Origin of the sequence: Paraburkholderia bengalensis (assembly GCF_037126505.1) — a bacterium.
GTDB lineage: Bacteria > Pseudomonadota > Gammaproteobacteria > Burkholderiales > Burkholderiaceae > Paraburkholderia > Paraburkholderia bengalensis.
In genome coordinates, this window is the sequence record NZ_JACFYJ010000015.1 from 56,983 (window position 1) to 77,717 (window position 20,735).

Here is a 20,735-nt window from a genome sequence, read left to right on the forward strand (position 1 = left end):
GCCCGCCTTGCGACCAACAAGAAAAGACGAAGAACGAGAACACCATGAGAGTTTCGACGCGCGATGCCTTGCGGCAACTTGACCACGTCCGGACCATTCGGGATGAACTGCGCGCGCGCCTGCGCGACACGTCCGGCTATATCTGGACGGTTGCCTCGAACGGAAAAACGTACAGCTGGTGGCAACGCGGCGTATCCGCCGTGGTGGCCGCGACGCTGTTCGTCGGGCCCTTGACGGTCACGTTCGAGCAGAGCCAGTCGGCGGCAGGCGTGCTCGCGGCGGGCAGCAGGCGTCTGGACGACGACGCATGGCGACAGATACGCGACCTGGCCGGGTTGCGCGTGCGCTTCATGATGCAGCAGGCGTTCGCGACGCCTATCGTCGACCCGAACGCGCCCATCAGCTTTCAGCCGAAGATCACGCAAAGCACAGGCGCGAATGGCGGCGTGCCCGTCGTCAACATCACCGCGCCGAACGCGGCCGGGATTTCGCTGAACCAGTATCAGACCTTCAATATCGATCCTGTCGGCCTGATTCTGAACAACAGCCTGATGTCGGGTACCTCGCTCACGGGCGGCAACGTTAGCGCAAATCCGAATCTTTCAGGACGCTCGGCGAGCATCATCGTCAACCAGGTGACGTCGACGGGCGCGGCCTACGCAAGCTTGCTCAACGGTCCGCTGGAAGTGTTCGGCTCACCGGCCACCGTCGTCATTGCGAACCCGAACGGCATTACGACGCGCGGCACGGGCTTCACGAACACGATCGGTGTGACGCTGTCGACGGGCACGCCGCAGTTTCTCAGCGACCTGAACGGCACGCCCACAGACTTCAGTCACGCGACAGCCGTCGGCTACAACGTCACGGGCGGGCACATCCAGATCGAAGGCAATGCGGGTGCGAACGGGCCGGGTGCGGGCATCGAAGGCACCGTCGGCACCATCGATCTGATTGCCGAGACGATCGGCGTCAATGCGCCGCTGTATGCGGGCAACCGTATCAACGCGATTGTCGGACGTCAGTTCGTTGCGCCGAATGCCGTGTCCGACGCGGGTACGACGTATGGCACGTCGTCGAATGACAGCGTGAATACGGCGGCAGCCATCAACGGCGCGAACGGTAACGCGAACAATGGCCTTGCCATCGACGCCACCGCTTTCGGCGCGATGACAGCGGGACAGATTCAGGTGATCAGCACGGCGGCGGGGATGGGCGTGCGCAGCGATGCGCAACTGGCCGCCAATGCGGGCGATCTGCTGCTGTCCGCGAACGGCGATGTGTCGGTTGCAGGCACGGCCGCGCAGAAGCAGGCGACGCTTCAGTCAGCCGGCAATGTATCGATGACGGGCGCGCATATCGGCGTCGGCGGTTACTCGATCAGTGCCAACGGCGACGTGACGTCGACGGGTACGTTGCAGTCCGGCGCGAAACTCGATGTGACAGCGGGCGGCAATATCAATCTTGCGAGCACGCAGGCGAATGGCGATATCGCGATGTCGGCAGGTGCGAACGTCACGCTGGGCGATGTGCAGGGTGGCGGCGCGGCGAGCGTATCGGCGGCTGGACACGACGGCGCGGGCGACGTCAATCTCAACGGCACGTCTGTCGTCAGCGGCGCGACGACGTTGCAGGCCGCGCGCGATATCAACGTCGCCGGGCAGACGAACAGCGCCACCTTGGAGGCGACGGCGCAGCGCAACGTCAATGTGGCGGCAGCGGTACAAACAGCCAGCGACGCGACGGTGACAGCCACGCAAGGCAACATCAACGCGACTGCGAACATCGCGAGTGGCGGCAATCTGGCGCTCTCGTCCGGCCAGGACTCGGTCGTTGCGGCTCAGGCGAGGGCACAGCAGGCGGTAACGGCAGCAGCCGGGCGCGATCTTTCCATCACTGGCTCACTCGCGAGCGGCACGACGTTCAATTCGACCTCGGGCCGCGATACTTCGGTCTCAGGTTCGCTGCTGGTCGGCACCGATGCGCAGGTGTCGGCAGGACGCAATCTCGATGTGTCGGGGGTATCGATTGTCCAGCACAATGGCGCGTTCGATGCGCAGAACGATATTACCGGCAGCGGATCGCTCGCGTTCGGCCAGAGCGGCACGCTGAACGCCGCACACGATGTCTCGCTGACGGGCAAACTGCTCGCGAACGATCTCACTGTCACCGGCGCGAACAACGTCAGTCTTGCAGCGGTGCAGGCGGGCGGCGCGTTTGCCGTCACCGCGAACGGCAACGCGGGCGGCGGCGACGTCACGTTCAACGGCAATGCAGCGAGCGTCGGCGCGACGAAGGTGCAGGCGGCGCGCGATGTCGCGATCAACGGCACGCTGGCGGGCGGCGCACAAACCACGCTCACTGCGCAGCGCGATGTGAACGTCGCGAACGCGGCGACAGTGCAGTCCGTCGGCGATCTGCTGATGACGGCGACGACAGGAAGCGTGACGTCTACGGGAACGATCAACGGCGCGTCCGCGCTGACGGTGAACGCGGCGCAGGACGTCTCGCTGACGGGCGACACGAGCGCGGTCAACGACGTCACCGTCAATGCGGGCCACGATCTGACGATCGGTGGGTCGCTTGCCGGACAGGCGAAAGCGGCCTTGACGGCAGGGCATGACATTGTCGCAGGCGGCAACAGCGGGTTTGCGAGCGATGTGACGGCCACGGCAGGCAACAACCTGTCGGTGATGGGCACGCTTCAGGGCAACGCAGTCAACTTCACGGCGGCGAACTCGATCTCGCTGAACAACGTCGTGTCGAACGCGGCGTTGCAGGTCACGACGAATGCGGGCGATATCGCGATCGGCGGCACGGTTACGTCGCTCTCGACGGCGACGCTCAATGCCGCACGCGATGTGAGCGTGAATGCGAACGGCACGCTGCAAAGCGCGAACGCGTTGACTGTGACGAGCGGCCGCGATACGACCAACGCGGGCACCGTGCAGTCGAATGGCGACGTCACGCTAACGAATGCATCGGGCAACCTGACGAGCACGGCCAACATCCAGTCGGGCGGCAATCTCAACATCCGTGCCGCGCAATCGGTCGATCTCGGGACGCAGGGCACGTCGTCGCTCGGCGATATCAACGTGACGGCAGGCCAGAACCTGACGATGAACGGTTCTGTCGTTGCACAGGGCAACGGGGCGTTCAACGCGGGCAATGCGATTGGCAGCAGCGCAGCCATCGCGCTTGGCCTGAACGCGAACGTGACATCGGGCGGCGATACGAACCTCACGGGTTCGCTGCGTGCAGGCACGGTGCAAACCAGCGCTGGCGGCTCCGCGTCGCTGCACGACGTGCAGGCGGCATCGACGCTCTCGCTCAATGCAACGAACGATCTGGACATCACGGGCGCCGTGGTCGGTGGTTCGACGGTCGTGCTCAATGCCGGCCAGAATATCGGCGTCAGCGGTTCGGTGCAGTCGTCCAGCGACATGCTGCTGAACGCGACGGCAGGGAGCATCGGATCGACGGGTGTCATCAACAGCAACGGCGCATTCACGGCGCTTGCAGGCACCGATATCAATCTGGGCGGCACGACGACGGCTGCCTCGGATGCGACGCTCAACGCCGCGCGCGATGTGAATGTCAGCGGGATGCTCGCCGGGCAGGGACAGGGCGTCGTCACGGCGGGGCGCGATATCGGCGGTGCCGGTACGTTGACCTTCACGCGGGCGGCGACGCTCGTGGCGGGCCGCGACATCGTGCAGGGCGGGCTCGTCCAGGGACAGTCGGTCGATATCACGGCGGCGGGCAATGCGACCGTCAACAATGCCGAATCCGCGAGCACGATCGCGGTACGCGCCAACGGCACGAACAGCGCCAATGGCGCGGGCAACGTCACGGTGACGGGCGCTGCGGCAGCAGCGGGCGCGGTGACGGTCAATGCGAACAACGACGTCTCGGTAACGTCGACCGGCAAGATCGCCAGCGGCACGACGACGTCTGTCACGGCGCAGCATGACATCCATGTCGATGGTGCAATCGAATCGGTCGGTGACGCGACGCTCAATGCGCAGACAGGTAGCCTGCTCGCGACGGGCGGCATCAACAGCGGCGGCAAGCTCGATATCACGACGGGGCTCGATCTGTCGCTCGGCACCAGCACGAGTGCCGTCAATGACATCACGCTGACGGCGGGCCGCGATGCGGTGCTGAACGGCACGATGGTCGGCGGATCGAACGCGACGGTCACGGCGGCGCGCGATATCACAGGCGGCGGCACGCAGAAAATCACGGAGACGGCGAGCTACACCGCACAGCACGATATCGCGCTGACGGGCGGCGTGCAGGCGAATGTCGTCACGGCAACGGGCGGTAACAACGCCGCGCTGCATGACGTGATATCGGCGACAACGCTCGATGTCACGGCCAATGGCAACGCAGGTGCAGGCGACGCCGCGATCACGGGCACGGCGACGGCGCCGGGCGCGATCCATCTGACGGGAGCCCGCGATGCGCTGGTGAGCGGCGCGCTCGCAAGCGGCGACGCGTTGACGCTGACAGGCCAACGCAACGTCACGGTGACGGGCAGCGTCGAATCGACGAATGACCTCAATGCGTCGGCGGTAACCGGCAGCGCATCGTTCACGGGAACGGCGGCGACAGCGGGCGCGTTCAATGTCGCATCGGCGCTCGATACGCAGCTTGGCGGGCAGATCGCGGCCGCGAAACAGATCAACGTGCAGGCGGGGCGCGATATTGCATTGACGGGCGCCGTCGCGGGACAGATGGACGGCGTGCTCAATGCGGGCCACGACATCAACGGTGCGGGTTCGGCGGCATTCGCGCAGGCCGCGACGCTGACGGCTTCGCATGATCTTGCGCTGACGGGCGCGCTGCAGGGCTCGACCGTGTCGGTGACGGGCGCCAACAATGCTGGCGTCGGCAGCGTGCAGGCGGTGACGGGCAACCTGAGCGTGACGGCCAACGGCAACGCGGGCGGCGGCGATGTCACGTTTGGTGGCAGCGCAACCGCTTTGGGCGCGATGCTTCTCGCCGCATCACGCGACGTCACGGCGGCCGGTGCGATCAATACGGGAGGCACGACAACCGTCAACGCGGCCCGCAACTTCGCGCTGGGTGAGGTGAATTCGGCGGGAGACCTCACGCTCACGGCGACGAACGGGAATGGCTCGGCGGCCAACGTCACGACGCAAGGCCAGTTCAACGCGAACACCGCGCAGGCGCTGAGCTTCTCCGGCACGACGACAGTTGGCGGAGACGCGCATCTGACGTCCGGCGGCGACATGACGTTAGCGGGCGGCATCGGCGCGCAGAACACGGGCACGCTGACAGCAGGCGGAAACATCAACGCAGGTTCGGTCGCTTTCGGCCAGCAGGCGATCGCGAACGCAGGCGGCAGCGTCAACGTGACAGGTGTGGTCGGCACGAATGGCAGCCTCGCTGTGACGGCTGGCAACGATATGTCGCTGGGCTCGGCGCAGGCGGGCGGTACGCTGCAGTTGCAGGCGCAAGGGCATAACGGTGCAGGCGATGTTTACGTCACGAATGACGTGGCGTCTGGCGCGACGGTCACCGTGAATGCCGCACGCGATGCTGTTATCGGCGGTTCCGTCTCCAGTACCGACAAGCTCACGATCAGCGGCGGCAGAGATGTGCTGATTGGCGGTTCGGCAGGTTCGAACGCCGACATCGGGTTGACTGCCACGAGTGGCAACCTTGGAGTTGGCGGTGGCCTGACCACGCAGGGCAACTTCACGGCGAGCGCAGCCGGCAATCTGGCGCTGCTGTCCGGCGGACTGGTCAACGGCGATACGAATGTCACGTCGGGCGGCGCGATGACGCTCGGCGGCAACCTGTTGGGACTCGGTGTTGCGAACATCAATGCCGGTGGCTCGATCAACGGCGGTGGCGCACTGACCTTCGGCAAGGACATCACGGTCAAAGCGGGCGGCGGTGTCGCGCTCGGCGAAGTCCAGGGCGCGGGCAAGTTCACGGCGACCTCGAACGGCGATATGTCGTTCGGCGCGGCGACGGCCGTAGGCGACATCGTCGCGACGTCGCATGCCGGCAGTGTCGCTTTTAATGGACAGGTGCAAACGGGCGGCAACGCAACGATCAACGCCGCCAATAGTGCATCGGCAACGGGCGGCATCTCGTCGATGGGTGCCGTCAATGTGACGGGCACGAATGGCAATGTCACGGTTGGCGGCGTGTCGTCGAATGGCGATGCGAACCTGCATGCCGGACAGACCTTGACGCTCTCCGGTAACAGCGTCGTCGCGGGCGAACTGGCGCTGTCTGGCGCAAACGTCACGATGAGCGGGACGGCGAGCGGATCGAAGGATATCTCGATCAATGCGTCGGGCACCGTCGACGCGGGACAGTCTTCGATCGTTTCTTCGAAGAACCTGCAGGTCGCGGGCGCGAACGTGACGCTTGGCAACGCGATCGTCGGCGGGACGCTCGATGCACGCGCGTCGAACCAGCTCTCGCTGGTGGGAAGCCAGCTCGATGTGGTCGGCGCGGCGACGATCGTGTCGCAGAACGCCTTCTATAACGCGAGCAACGTGCTGTCGGGTGGCACGCTGACCGTGACCGCGCCGAACCTGACGAACGCTGCGACGGGTTCGCTCGCATCGACGGGCACGACGAATATCACAGCGACGAACTTCACGAATGCCGGGCTGGCGAATGGCGCGACCACGAACATCAATGTGGCGGGCGCGCTGGACAACGTCGGCGGCTCGTTGATGGCCGTCAACAGCCTGAACATCAATACGGGGACCCTGAATAACCAGAACGGACTGATTTTTGCGGGCAATCCGAATACGCCGGGTGGGCCGGTGACGGGCGATGTGTCTCTGACGATTAATGGAGGCGGCGGCGCGTTTTATAACGTTGGCGGACAGCTGCTTGCGCAGCGGAATATGGGTGTGAGCGCCGTCAATGCGACGATCGATCCATCGCAGGGCACGATCAGTTATGGCGGGCAGCTTTCGCTGACGGCTGGGTTCATCAGTAATAGCGGCACGTGGAATTTTGGTGGCGAGGGCGCGACGGTTGTCGGAGTGAATGGAATCAACAACTACGGAACGATCACGGGCACGTCGCCGCTGTCGCTGACTACGTACGGGACGTTCAGCAACTTCGGTCAGCTGACGGGCAATGACGTAACCTTCAATGGCGCCCTGAGCAATGCGGCGGGCGCGGTCATGCATGCCGATGACGTGCTGACGCTAAACGGCAACACGACGAATCGTGGAACCGTGGAAGCTGGCCATGTCCTCAATGTCAGCGGTGGCAACTACGACAACCAGGGCGCAACGACGCAGTCGCGGGGCGACGCCAACTTCAACCTGGGTGGCACGCTGCTCAATACGGGCGGCTCCATCTTTGCGGGCAATAACGTCAACATCAATGCCGGCGCGGTAATCAACGACCAGACGGCACCCAGCGGCTCGGCAACATCGACGTCTGTCGTCACAGATCCTGCGTTGCTCTGGTCGGCTGTCGCGGGAACCCTGACGACGTGGTCAATCGAGACCTACGGAGCTGAGAATGGCTTCACGCAGACCGTGTCTGACACGTCTGCGGCTACCCTTGGCGACATTCTTTCACCGACGGGAGTTCAGGCAACGGGGGCCAACGCGTCGGCGCCCTACGCCTCGCAGCCTGTGACGGGTTCGGGAACTGTCACGTTCAACGAATACAGCGTTCAGGTCGGCTCGAGTTCTTCGGGGGACAGCAGCGTTCCGACCTATCAGAACCTCTGGTACGTCGGGACTGGCCCCGACCCAACGGCGCTTGCGTCGGTGACACTAGCACTCCCCACCATCTACCAGACGACGGTGACGCAGCAGGCGGGCACTTCCGGTGTCATCTCGGCAGGCAACTCGATTTCGCTGACTGCGGGCTCACTCTCGAACCGGGGTGGTCAGATTGCAGCGCAGGGCAATATCGCCCTGAACGTCCAGTCGCTGGGTAACGGAGCGGTTGCACCCGCGTCATTGGACCAGTCGACCCGGACGATTGACCAATCGCAGTACTCAGCACTGTTTGCGCAACTCGCCTCGCTCGGCACCATCGCGGTCTACGGCTCGGCAGACGCGTCGAATCTGCCGCCCAGCGAATTTAGCATTGCACCTGGTGCGGCGCCGACGGCTACGGGCTACACGACGACGGCGTTCCCGACGGGTATGATTGCGGCCGGCGTCAACATGACGGTAAGCGGTGGCGCGTTGACGAACGAAGGTTTGCTGTTCGCGGGCAATAACATCTTCGTGAATGCCGCCTCCCTGACCAACCAGGGCGGCAACCAGCAAAACTTTTCGACGCAGGTTGGCTGCGCATCGGGCGTGCCCAGTGCCGCATGCGGATCAGGCGGATGGACGCGCGGCTCGAATCCGACCACGACGACCTTTGGCTACAGTCAGAACGACGCAACGATCTATGCTGGCAATGATTTGGTGATTGCCGCTGGACAGATCAATAACACGTTCGGAAACCTGCTCGCTGGCCACGACATTGTGATTGGTGGCGTCGGCACGACTGCGACTTCGACGACACCCGCTCAAAGCCTGAACAACACCTCGGGCAACATCATTGCGGGCAATAACATCACGCTCAATGTATCGGGCGCAATTACCAACAATCTGCCCCCGCCAGTGCCGGTTCACGAGAACTACGGTTTCAAGGAACAGTATTCGGGCTGTATGACGGCTGGCGGATATAAGGAAAGTTATTGCGAAGGTTATGTTGACCAGCAGTCAGGCAGCTCCTCAGTCATCAGTGCAGGTAACAACCTGCAGGTCAATGCTGGCAGCCTGACTAACATCGGCAGCCTGATTGCGGCAGGCAACAGCGCGACGATTTCGGTTGCGGGTCCGGTTGTTAATGAAGCGCAGACGCTGAACGCCTACTGGCACTCGCACTGGGTGCAGGAAACCGGTATGTTCAGCTCGGACAAGCGCCACGATATCTGGGCGTGCGGTAGCCCAGAAGAGTGCACGGCGCTGTACGGCAGTGCCTACACGAAGACGGGGGGCACGATTGATCCGCCGACGCCGGTCGGCAATATCGCTGCGACGATCGAAGCACCCAACCTGTCCATCACGTCGAACGGCGTGATCCAGAACGTCGGCAATGTCATCGGCACGTCGGTGACGTTGACCGGCCAGAAGCTCATCAACGGCATCACGAGCGCGAACACCTATACACCGCGCGTGAATGCACCGTCGCAGGTGATTTCGCTGAGCCCGGTGAACCTGCCGGGTCTGAATCTGTCGACGCCGCGTCAGGTTGGTGCCGCTATTCCGACGCCGGTGGCCGGCCACGCGTCATACGTCGACCAGTCACTGGGCGCGTCGGCGGTGGGCAGTCTCAGTCCACAGGCGCTGCTCGACAATTTGCCTGCAAACCTGCAGCCCGGTTCGACGTTGTTCTATTACAACCCGCAGGAAGAAGACCTGATGTTGCAGCAGGCAGCGCTGCAGCAGACGGGCAAGGCCAGCTTCATCGATGGTCTGAGCTACGACAGCAAGACGGGCACATCGGTGACGGAACAGGAGAAGGCTTACCTGTATCAGAACGCGCTCGATTACGCGAAGGCGAACAACCTGCAACTGGGCGATGCACTGACGCAGACGCAGGTCAGCGAGCTCGACAAGCCGATGCTGTGGTACGTCGAACAGACCGTGCCTGATCCGTCTTGCACGGCTGTGGGCCACGTGACCTGCCCGACCATCACCGCGCTGATGCCGCAGGTGTATCTGCCGAGCGATACGAGCGCGATGTCGGCGGGCGGCAACATCCGGGGCACGAATGTCACGCTCACTTTCAACCAGGACGGTAACGGCAGCATCCTGAACACCGGAAGCATCACCGCTTCCGACACCCTGACGGTTAATACGAACACGCTGACCAACCAGGCGAACCAGGTCGACATTGGCCAGATCTGGAGCAAGGTCAAGGGCGGATACATCGACGAAACGGGGACGACGGTCCAGCCGGGCGGCTTCATGAGCGCGGCGAACATGGATCTGAACGTCCAGACGCTCAACCAGATCGGCGGCGCGCTGCAGCAGCTCAATGCAGACGGCACGGTAGACCAGGCCGGCACGCAGGCGCTGCTCGCGCAGTTGCAGGTGCAACTCGGCACGAATTTCACGCAGACCACGGTTAGCGACAACATCCATACCGACTTCGTGAAAGATGGTGGAGGGCTACCGACCTTTGTGGTCGCGGCGATTGCGATTGCTGCGTCGATTGTGACGGCCGGTGCCGCCGCTGCGGCAATGGGCGTCGCACTGGCTAGCATGACGCTTGGCGAATCAATGGTTGTCGGCGCCCTGTCTGCCATGGCGGGAAGTGCTGCAAGCCAATTGGCCTCGGGCCAAGGTTTGAATTTTGGTTCGATCCTGGAGGCGGGGGCCGTCGGCGCGCTCACTGCCGGTATCACGAATGGCATCACCTACAACAGCGCGACTGGTGAGTTCGGGCTCAATGACTTGGGCCAAAGCCTGAACTCGCTACCGGAGGGCGTGAGTACCCTGGGTCAACTGGCAGGCATCAGCAATATCGGTAATTCACTAGGCCAAGTCACGCAAGCGGGATCCGTCGCAGCTACCAATCTGCCTGGGCAACTTGCAGCACTGGGGGCGACGGCTACGATCAATGCGGGTGTCGAAACCGCGATTGAAGGTGGTAGCTTCCTCAGCAATTTGCAAAGCAGCGCAGTAAGTGACTTGTCCGCAGCAGGTGCATACGCGATTGGTGATCTGAATAACGCGAATTTCTTCGGGACTGGCACGTCCGGGGAGTTGGCTTACATTGCTGCGCACGCGGCATTGGGGTGTGCAAGCTCAGCGGCGCTTGGCACGGGCTGTGGTGGCGGTGCGCTTGGTGGGGCTGCTAGCGCTGCTCTGAGTCCCGACTTTATCAAAGCGATTGATCCGAACGGTGCCGCGCTCGATTCAGGGCAACTGGCGGTATTGGCTGCGTTCGGCACCTTGGCCGGGGGCGGACTCGCAGGACTGGCCGGTCAAAATGCGATGGGAGGGGCGATTGCTGGACAGAATGAGGCGCTCAATAACGACGGTGGTGACCCTTCGCACACGAAAGCGGCTGCGACCAACGGTGGATTAGGAAGCTCGCTTGCCGCTGGAATTTACTCACTCGCGCCTTGGCTGCCAGGCAACCCCTTGACGCAAAACGTTGGAAGTGGATTGCAGGTGACAATGGCCGGGGTGCTTGCGAAAATTCAGGCAAATTATGGTGGCCAAAACCCGCCGGCGCCTGCAGATAAGCTTGACCTCACAGATCGCAACGACAACAATACTCCAAACACTGGAATGTCGCCCGTGACACCGATAGTTGTTCCTTGTCCGGTTCCCGGGCCGGCGTGCGCGCCGACTATTATTCCGGGTGGCGGCGGAGCACCGTCTGGATATTCGCCAGGCAACGCGACATATTCGAGCGGGAATAGCGGAGACAATGGCGGCGACGGAGGTGCCGTCACTGGCAAGGGCAGCAATTCGACGGCAGACAGTGGAAGCATTGGTATCGACGATTCGAGGGCGGGACATATATTTCGTGATTCCGAAGGCCATATAAATGATACGCCGGCGAATCGCCAGCTCCTTGAGGCCGTTGCCAACGACCCTTCGGCAATCTTGGGGACGGACAAGTACGGTACAACGTGGGCTGCGAAGCTAAATTCGGACGGTAGCCAGACTTGGGTGGGGATTCGTAACGGTAAGGTTAGTTACGGTGGCATCAACTTGACACCGAAAGCGTTCAACCCGCAAACAGGGCTGGCATCACTCACAAAACCTGGTAAATGAAGATGAAGGGTATGCTGACTGTTGAAGAGGCATTTCGCGCGATGCTCATTTTCTTAGATCACTATTACGAGAGAGGTGGATCGCAAAGCGAGGATCTTGCGGCCTTGTTGAGCGGACTATCTCAGACCCTGTGGTCGGACGGAAGCACTAACGACCCAGCTCAATGGCATGATTGGCTCGAAGCTATCGATGCAGTAAGAGGAACGACGAAGTAATTCACGTCGTTCTTGATTCAAGCAACTTTTAGAAAATAGCGAGATCGAGGGTTTGCCAAATAAACGGTGGTACGTGACAACTTCACTGCTCGCAAGTGGTGATGAACTATGCCGCATTATCGAAGAGGTAACTGAACTTGAATGGAGAAAATTTCAGGCGAGAGAAGTTGAAGTTCTCTTAAAGTCTGGTGAAATTTATCGAGAAGATAATTCGCGGCTCCCGCCGTGTACGTCCTTCCGCTTCAAACGTGAAAGCGCTGAGCAGATCGCGCTAATCGAATCCGCTGTGGTCGGGTATGTAGGGAAGATCGCATGGCAGATGTCCTGTCATATTTGTTAGGGTTGGCGAAATACGTTCGCAAGGCTCTAGTGAAATAGAGACGAAGACGTACGGCTCGCTTGACAAAGTGTCTTCCACAGTAACCCGTTTCAACGGTCAACGATGCGTGGAGCACAGCGCAGCAGACTGGAATTCAAGCGATCACAAGCGGTGGCACCGATTTCTATGTTGTATATTGCATGGAAAGAATCGAGTCACCACAGCATTTCCAGGCAATGATGACCTGCCACCGGCGAACAAGGCGATCCGGAGCTTAGCAGAGCTCGTTTCTGAATGGCCCGGGCTTTTCAGCGCCAACGCCCTCTCTCGACTGCCGTTTAGGCGTAGGCGACCCTGTAGGTATTGCTCGGACTTTTCGTTGAGATTTTTATGCTGTTTTAGGCGCGGTGGGGATCACCCCGTGCGATGAATCGTGTGTCCACTATATGACGAGGAAGGAATTTATGACCAGCCAGCTCGAGCGGTCAGAGAAAATCTTAGACCGTGTTATGAACTTTGAAGTACTGGCACTGCATGCACGAGCATGAGCATGGCGAAGACCACGAAATGAAGCACTGCAAGAGTTTCAGGTAATCCCTCATAGTCCCGCGCGAGGCGGCGAAAGCGGTTAAGCCAGCCAAAGCTGCGCTCGACCACCCATCGTCGGGGGATTACCAAACTAAGCAAGCCAGAAACGCGGACAGACTTTCTCACAGCCGGCATCAAAAAAGACCGTCAATGAATCTTGCCTAGTTCAAAGTGTGTTTCTTCGCGTTATCCATCGGCGTCTGTTCGGTATCACCGACAACTTTGAGTGGGACTTGACCGATTGCCATGGCGCGTTCAATGAGAAGGTTGTTGCCTTGCTCGGCAACCAGCTGCTGGAGCTTCGAAAACTCTCCGCACCAGAGCGTCTCAACGTCCTTGTCGCGACTGCTATCACGGTCATTCGTGAGCGCAACGGCGCGAACCTGCAGCCGGCTTGATTCGGCCTGACCACCTACCTCGACTCCATATCCCGGTAACGACGGCTTACGAAGAACGACGCGCCCGTCCGTGGCCCATGCAGTGGCCATACCCTCGTGCACTTCGTAGCCGAGGCGTGCGAGCCCGTGAAGGATGACTTCCCGTCTCGATTGGGCGGCCTTCTTTTGCATATCCTGGTCGAGGAAAGATTGACAATCTCCCACGAGTGCCTCAATTGTCTCGCCGTCGGTTGCTTCGTTGCATGCTGCAACTCGTTGTTGAAAAGCTTTCGCGTCTTCGGAAACGATGGGCGGCATTTGTGCCGCCAGCTCGGCCAGATGATGCAATGCTGCTCGTCTTGTCCGCTCCGACTCGATGTTTCCCGCCAGATCGATGATCAAACTATCGAGAAGGAGCTTGCGACGCACGTCGCTAGATTCGACCTCTGCAGCGTGCAAGCGCGAAAGATACATGGCCGTTTGTACCTGACCAACAAGCGTTTGGGCTTCGGCAATCTTGGCGTCAACTCGCTCGAGCATGCCGTCGACGGGGGAGGTCGACTTTTGAGCGGCTTTCCAGGCATCGAAGGTTTGCGTTTCAACGGAACTCGACAGCTTGGCTGCGAGCTCACGTTGCGCGTCGGTCAAGCCGGGCCTGTCAGTCGGCGCAAGGAGTGCGAACCCTCGAGCAAGGATTGACTCAATCCGGTCAGAAGCTTCGCCTTTTGCGACAGACTCGAGTTGCATCTTGAGGTCGGTTGGAAGTTGCTTCCCGCGTGCTGCCAAAGCGCTCAGGAGCGTCGTCGCATTTTCGCGTCCCTGACGTGCACGCTTACGTGCCGACGCGGCCTTCTCAATGGCATGCTGTTCGCGGCGAAGCGCGTCAGCCCTTAAAAACGCGATCTCATCGGGGACCCTTTTCTGCAAATCCATGAACGCGTCCGCTTTAAGGAGTTCAACAAGCTGGCGTTGTCGTTCACGGGTCGCAGCTATTTCCTGATCAGACAGCTCATCATTCCTTTTTCCTTCGGCGATCCACTGATTGATTGCCTGTTCCAGTCGGCGGAGATACCCTTCGCAAATGGCGAGGATCTCTTCGCGCGTCACGATGCGAACGACTTTCGGACCACTCATGCCATCACCTCCGTTTGCAGCGCTGCTTCAATGGCAGACCTGAGGCGTGCGCGCTCTTCTTCGTTGTTGTGGTACCAGGCTTGAGAAGAGACGCGGTGCAGACGCGGAATCGCGCGTCGCAATACAGACGGGCGCCAGATTTCCCGTGCACGTGCGCGTTGCAAGAGCGGGTGCCGAGGAGCATCGCATTCGATACCAATCGCATACAGCCCAGTTTCGAGGTCGGCAACGGCGAAGTCCATCCCAAAGGCGTCACCTTCCTGTGCCGGCACCGGGTTGAAGCCGCACGAACGAATGAAGCTCAGAACATCGTCCGCGAAACCATCGGCGACCGGACGATCTTCGAATCGATTTTGTGCGCGCTCGCTGGTCATCCGGGCCAGTAGCGCCCGTCCACTTGGAAGTTCGCCGTTCGACATCGCACGCGCGTACTCCATATAACCCTGGAGGTAGTCCCGGGGAATCGCCGGCTTGCGATGCGTGTTGAGCATGTCCGAGATATCGCGTATTGGCATTGAAGTGACGAGCACTACCTTTTGTCGAGCACGGGTAACCGCGACGTTCAAACGTCGCTCGCCACCTTTCTGTCCCAGCACTCCAAAATTACGCCGGAAGGTGCCTTGGCCATTTCGTCCGAAGGTGGTCGAAAAGACGATGACATCACGTTCATCGCCCTGAACGTTCTCGACGTTCTTGACGAAGACTGCCATGTCTTCACCGCTTTCGACGCGGTCGCTTTCCTCACGATAGGCATTGCGGAATTCCTCGTCGTCTTCCGCGCGCAACTCCAGCTTCTCCTCGATCAGATCTGCCTGTTTGCGATTGAAGGTGACAACACCGACGGAAGGCCGTTCGGCGAACGGCTGACGCCAGAGTTCGGAGAGATACGCGACAACGCGGTCTGCTTCAGCCTCATTGGTTTGTTGCTCGTACAGGCCGTTCACCTGAATGAGTTCGACTGGCTTCACCTGTCGAACGGTCTCATCCGGATGCCGGACTGGGATGCTCAGGTTATTCTCGTAAAACGCAGCGTTCGAGTACCCAATCAGTTCTCGATACGCAGAGCGATAGTGAATCTGGAGCGTAGACGTCGGTAGGGCCGTTCGAGCCAGTTGCAGCAGATCGGGGCAATCCTTGATTTCACGCCGATTCCAGGTGTCCTCGAAAGTCTCCCGCTCCTCTTCCGTGGCATCCTCGTCAGGTTGCTCTCCGTCGTAGAGTTCCGCTTCGTCGCTTTCTGTCCGGCTAGAGAAGAAGGTCGTAGGGGGCATCTGCTTCTCGTCGCCGCTGACAACTGAGACACCGCCGCGAAAGAGGGTGGGCAACGCGAATTCGACTGGCATCTGGGACGCCTCGTCGTAGACGACTGTGTCGAACAGGTTTGACTTCAACGGCAATACGCGACTCGCGACGTCCGGATTCATGAGCCAGACGGGGCGAAGGGTCATTAGTCCGAGGCCGGTCCCGAGCTCAATGAACTCGCGCAATCGGCGCGAGCGGCGGCCTGTCAGGCGGGTGACATCCTCCCAGTCCCGGGCTGACCGCAGTTTGCTCCGGTCAATGCCTTCGCGAAGCACGTCCCGGTTCAGGCGGCGCATCTGCCCGTCAGCCGTTGCAAGGGCCTCAACCTTCGCTGCTGTTTCGCTCTGGTCGAGGAGAAGCTCCGGATTTTCCTGTTCCATCCTGCGCTTCCAGCCCAGACGGGCTTCGCGGTTGATCAATCGGCGAACCTCCCGATCCAGATCTTCGGGGCGCAATTGCGCCAGAGACGCCTCGTGCGTGCGCATTACCGCAAAAATCTCGAGAGCGGGTTCGCCCAGATGTCTCGCACGGGTTCGAAATTGCTGGTACGCACCCAACGTAGGCAGACTGTCATGGAGCCGGTTAAGCGGAGCCTGGTAGCTGATGTTCTGCGTAATCGCCTTGTTGCAGGCTTCGAACAGTTCGGCGGAAAACCAGTCCGCCAGCAGCGAGAGAGACTGTATGCTGTGCTCGCGTGCGTTGTGACGTACAAACGCCGTCTCAAAGCCATCCAGGAGTTGTTCGACGGGTGCACGGTCGCCTGTCATGACAGCTGAATCGAACTCGTCGCCGCGCGGGGCGATCGCAAGGTGCTGGGCAAGCTCGCGGATTTCCTCAAGCTGTCGCAGCCGGGTCAGACATTCATCGGATAGCGTTGGACCACACTCAGGAGCAACTACCTCGAGATGCAATGATTGGCTGGTCGCGTTCAGGCCGTCTCGCAGCGGTCGCCATGCCAGCTCAAGTCTGGCAGCTCCGAGCAGACGATCCAACGTCTCGCTCGACGCGGGGGCGCCGTGCGCCGCCGCAAACTTCAAGAGCCCTCGGCGTCGAGCATAGGACGCGGGGTTGAGTCGGCTGAAAAAGGTCGGCGGACGCGTTGCCAAGGCGGCACGGGCTTCGATGTATGCGAGTTCCGAGGCGGGCAGACGCGCAAGAGCAGGAGAGAGCGCTGTATCAAAAGCAGCGCTGTCTGTCCGGACGAGCTCACCGTGCAATCGCTTAAGCGTTGCGTAGTGGGTATGCCCCTGCGAGTCGAACTTGTCCGAAGGGCGAAACAGCGGCAGCCATTGAGCGAGTCGTTTGCGTTGCACGTCGTCCAGATCGAAAAGGCGGCGTGCATTGGCGTCGAGCCATGCACGATACGGCGCCGGGTCGTCGATATCGAAGCGTGCGGGATATGCTGCAAGCGTATCAATTCGAAGCTGTTCCGCCTCGCAGAAGGCGGCGAAGATCGACTTGAATTCGTTGATCGTTGCCGGGTCTGTGGCGAACGGCTTCAGTTGCGCCAGTGCGCTGCCCTCGAACCGGGCGGGCAACCAGTATCTCGCGAGCGGTGCGATCTGTTCTTCCAGCGTTGTCAGCGTCGAGATGTCCATCGTGGATAACCTCGATCGCAACTGCGGCGCGTCGATCGGTGCATCACCGGATTCAAGCCGTATCAGCTCGCCAAGAAGAATGCGGTAACTAAGTCCCGTAGATTCATCAACTGCGTGGATGGCTTGGTGATGGCGATCCAGTTCGCCCTCGAGCGCTTCTATGCGTGCGGCCATGCGCTCTCGCTGCCGGATCCAGCCATTGTCGAAGGCCGAACCCTTGTGAATCGCCTCGAGCTGTTCGCGTACTGCTCGGATCGTTGGCTCCCGGTCCTTGTTGACATCGTTGACCATAATGATCCGATCTCCGAGGCCTTCGGCCACCAGGCGCTTATGTACAACCTCGAGCGCGGCGTGTTTCTGGCAGACGATCAGGAGGCTTTTGCCGCGCCCGATGGCGTCCGCGACCATGTTGACGATAGTCTGGCTCTTGCCGGTTCCCGGTGGGCCTTCGACCAGTAGGCCGGGATTTTGCCGCGCCTGCATTACGGCGGATTCCTGCGACGGATCGCTGGCGACGGTCAGGAATCGGTCGATCTCTGTATCGCCCCCTGACACCGGCTCTGTGGCGCTCTTTTCCTTCAGCCGCAACATGTTTTCCAGCGCGGTACCAGACGGAGATAGCGACTTCAGCTGTCGTAGATCCTCCCCGATCGCCTGACCCATGAACGTGACATGAAAGAGGACAGCCGAACAGGCCAACTGAGGCTCGCCAGCGCGGACAGCAACGCTCGACAAGGGGAGGCCAGTAATCTGCCGGCGCTCAGCTGTCGCGAGCATGCCAAACGCGTCCATGACGTCGGCGACCTTCAGGGCAGAACGGCCGAGCACTTCATCGGCGGCTGCTCTCCAGGCCTTGGTGGCCTCACGGCCAAGCAGTCCTTCCAGTGCCGGGTTGAGTCGAACTTCTTCACGCTCGCTGTCGAAGGCGAGCGCTACCTGACCTCGTGCGCCCAACTCCATGAGCAGCTTGACTGGCCACAGGAGGACCGGGGCGATGCGTGGCTTTGTGTTGCTACGCGTGTCTTTGTTAAGAAGGAATGGGAAGCCCAGGTAGAGGCCGTCGATGCCAGTGTCGCGCTTATACAAGGACGTTTGTCGATACAACGTGGCGAGGCGGTTTTCCAGCGTGGTCGTTGCACCAAAAATAGCCGGATCAATCGCGACGGTCTGTGCGTTTCGCTGAATCAGATGTTCGAGAACAGCTGAGCTGGCGTGTCTGTCGCTATTCAGTTCGTGAATGTCGACCCGGCCGGTGGTCTTGCCAATGGTCATCCGTACAAGAGGGCCACGCATGACGGCTGTTGAGACCTTTTTCTCGAAGAAGTCGAGAATTTGCGAGACGTACTGCTGCTTTTGGGGCTCAAGCCATTGTTCGGCCGGTACGGCCAACAGCACGATTGCTTCGTGAAGCGCTAGCCGGCGCTCCAGGCGGAACTGTTCGGCCCAGTCATCGACCGTCCTCTTTCCCGTCCTCGCAAAACCGGCGATGCGATCATTCACCTTCCGGAAGAGTTCTTGTCGCGGCAACGCCAGGTCGACGCGCGCTGTCTCAGCGTCGAACGCCAGAATCTCTTCCTTTGCTGCGATCTGGGTGGCCTGCTCGAGGATCGCGTCAACTGAACGGAATTGGCTGATTGACGCCCCAAGAAGGACAATGAGGTCCTCCTCACTAATGACACGTCGCTCAGACAGGGACAGCAATCCCGGATGATCCGAATCCGGCAGGAGAAGGCGACGCTCCTCCCAGATGGCTGCGAGCCGCGCCCGCGACGTCGAAAGGAGGTGAATGCGTACGGTGTCTTCGTCGAGTTCAATGTTATGGCCGTGCGCGCGATTGCGGACTTGCTCGGCGCGAAGCCTCAGGCGTGAAAGCCATGTCTCAGTCTCAAGACGTTCGAGAAAAGCCGGAATGGGCCCGGTGATCAGGTCATACCCTTCGAGCGGATTTTTCAGCAGCCAACCCGGGGTAACGATGTCGCCACGCAGGATCAGCGGCATCTCGGGATTTAGAAGCTTGAGCGCGATCATGAGTCGTGAGTCGTCGTCGATTCCGTCTAACTGCATGACCTGCCGCAGGCCCGCCAGAACCTTCGGCGAAAGTCCAGCGGTTTCTGCCCATGTAACGAGCACGCCGCGCTGCAGACGATCGAGCGCTTCGGGCCAGTTGTCGCATTCGGCGGCAGCCAGCGCAAACACCGTTGGTCGGTGGTAGCGCTTCGTTCCGAGCGTGATACTTGCACCTTCCTCGCTGTCGGCTTCTGCTGTGTTTGCCGCAGGAGCATCGACTTCTTTCCCCTCAAGCCAGGCCTTGACCTGAGGCCATTGCCATCTTTGATGCCGGTCGCGGGCAAGCAGTCCGCGTAGCAGGAGGTGCAGAGACGGATCAAGGTCATCCGGCAAGGTGACGCCATTCGCCAGCACATGAATCAGGAACGCGTGTGGGTTGACTCCCTCAAAGCATGCTCCTTGGGTCAATTGCTCGAGCAGGATCATCCCGAGACTCCACCAGTCAGACGCGGCCGCTACACCACCGGCGATGGCTTCGGGAGCCATGTAGCGTGTTGTTTCAAGTGGCGAAACGATGTCGAGGTCGAAGTCGGAAAGTCGTGCCGACCCGAAACCGCTAATGACAAGGTCGATCGGATCCCTGCTCCGTACGAGCAGAGTACCCGGCCGGAGATCCCGATGACGCAGACCCGCCTCTGAAAATGAGTGAAGTGCCTGGCCCAGCTCATCGACGACATGACGGATGGCTGGCATATCGAGCAGGGCAATGCCAATATCGGCAAGCGTTCCGCCGCTAAGCTCCTCGGCTACCTCATATGCGCGGCCATTCCAGCGACCTGTCGTGATAATTTCCGGGACATGCTCCCGAGGAAGTCGTCGTACGACTTCGTAAACAGACGGATCGGGTTCGGCACCGTCGCGATACAAGGTCAGCACCGCTTGCCAGTTGTCGTCCCGGTGTTGTGCGATGTAGCGCTCACGCGTGCTGTCGCTACTTGAAATCTGTCGCAGGAGGCGCCAGCCGTCGATCTGCGTTTCTTCGGGAGGACGGGGTTCTGCCTCTAGGTCACGGACTTCACGGTTGGGTGCGGACGTACCGGCAGGGTCGGCGCCACAGGTCAGGCACATCAGGTCTCCCTCATTCATTGGGTGACCATTCGTGCAAAGCAGTGATGTGCCCGAGGCAGGGGGCTCAGTGTCGCCCGCCAGGCGTTGCGTCGCTTCTGAGGTGACGACCTCCGCCGGTCTCCAGCCAGTCTCGCGTATCGGCAGTGCGGACAAATCCCACTGGCAGGGTGCTTCGGAAACGGTTCCTTCGCAATACCACTCCTGCACAGACCGTTCAGTCTTGCAATTCGGGCAAAAACGCATCATCGCTGACA

Annotated in this window: 3 protein-coding genes and 1 pseudogene; 1 reads left to right on the forward strand and 3 read right to left on the reverse strand. The window is 60.8% G+C overall.

What is annotated here, in order from left to right; translation table 11 throughout:
* Window positions 1-44: 44 nt before the first annotated feature.
* Window positions 45-11,813 (forward strand): two-partner secretion domain-containing protein, encoded by an 11,769-nt coding sequence (locus H3V53_RS12070; protein ID WP_336598096.1) that lies wholly within the window; start codon window positions 45-47, stop codon window positions 11,811-11,813.
* 1,041 nt (window positions 11,814-12,854) lie between these two features.
* Here H3V53_RS12070 and H3V53_RS12075 read toward each other — a convergent pair.
* The 3 genes and pseudogenes from H3V53_RS12075 to H3V53_RS12085 all read right to left on the reverse strand — a co-directional run.
* A pseudogene (locus H3V53_RS12075) lies at window positions 12,855-13,022 on the reverse strand (transposase); the annotation flags it as partial.
* 74 nt (window positions 13,023-13,096) lie between these two features.
* A complete protein-coding gene (locus H3V53_RS12080) occupies window positions 13,097-14,446 on the reverse strand; it encodes a hypothetical protein (RefSeq protein ID WP_336598097.1) in 1,350 nt (449 codons plus the stop codon).
* Window positions 14,443-20,727: an AAA domain-containing protein gene (locus tag H3V53_RS12085; protein WP_419539478.1), complete on the reverse strand. Its 6,285-nt coding sequence runs from the start codon at window positions 20,725-20,727 to the stop codon at window positions 14,443-14,445. The genes H3V53_RS12080 and H3V53_RS12085 overlap by 4 nt, the downstream gene beginning before the upstream one ends.
* Window positions 20,728-20,735: the final 8 nt, after the last annotated feature.

Coding starts and splice junctions, on each gene's coding strand:
- H3V53_RS12070 (WP_336598096.1), top strand. CDS start 45: ATGAGAGTTTCGACGCGCGATGCCTTGCGGCAACTTGACCACGTCCGG.
- H3V53_RS12080 (WP_336598097.1), bottom strand. CDS start 14,446: ATGAGTGGTCCGAAAGTCGTTCGCATCGTGACGCGCGAAGAGATCCTC.
- H3V53_RS12085 (WP_419539478.1), bottom strand. CDS start 20,727: ATGATGCGTTTTTGCCCGAATTGCAAGACTGAACGGTCTGTGCAGGAG.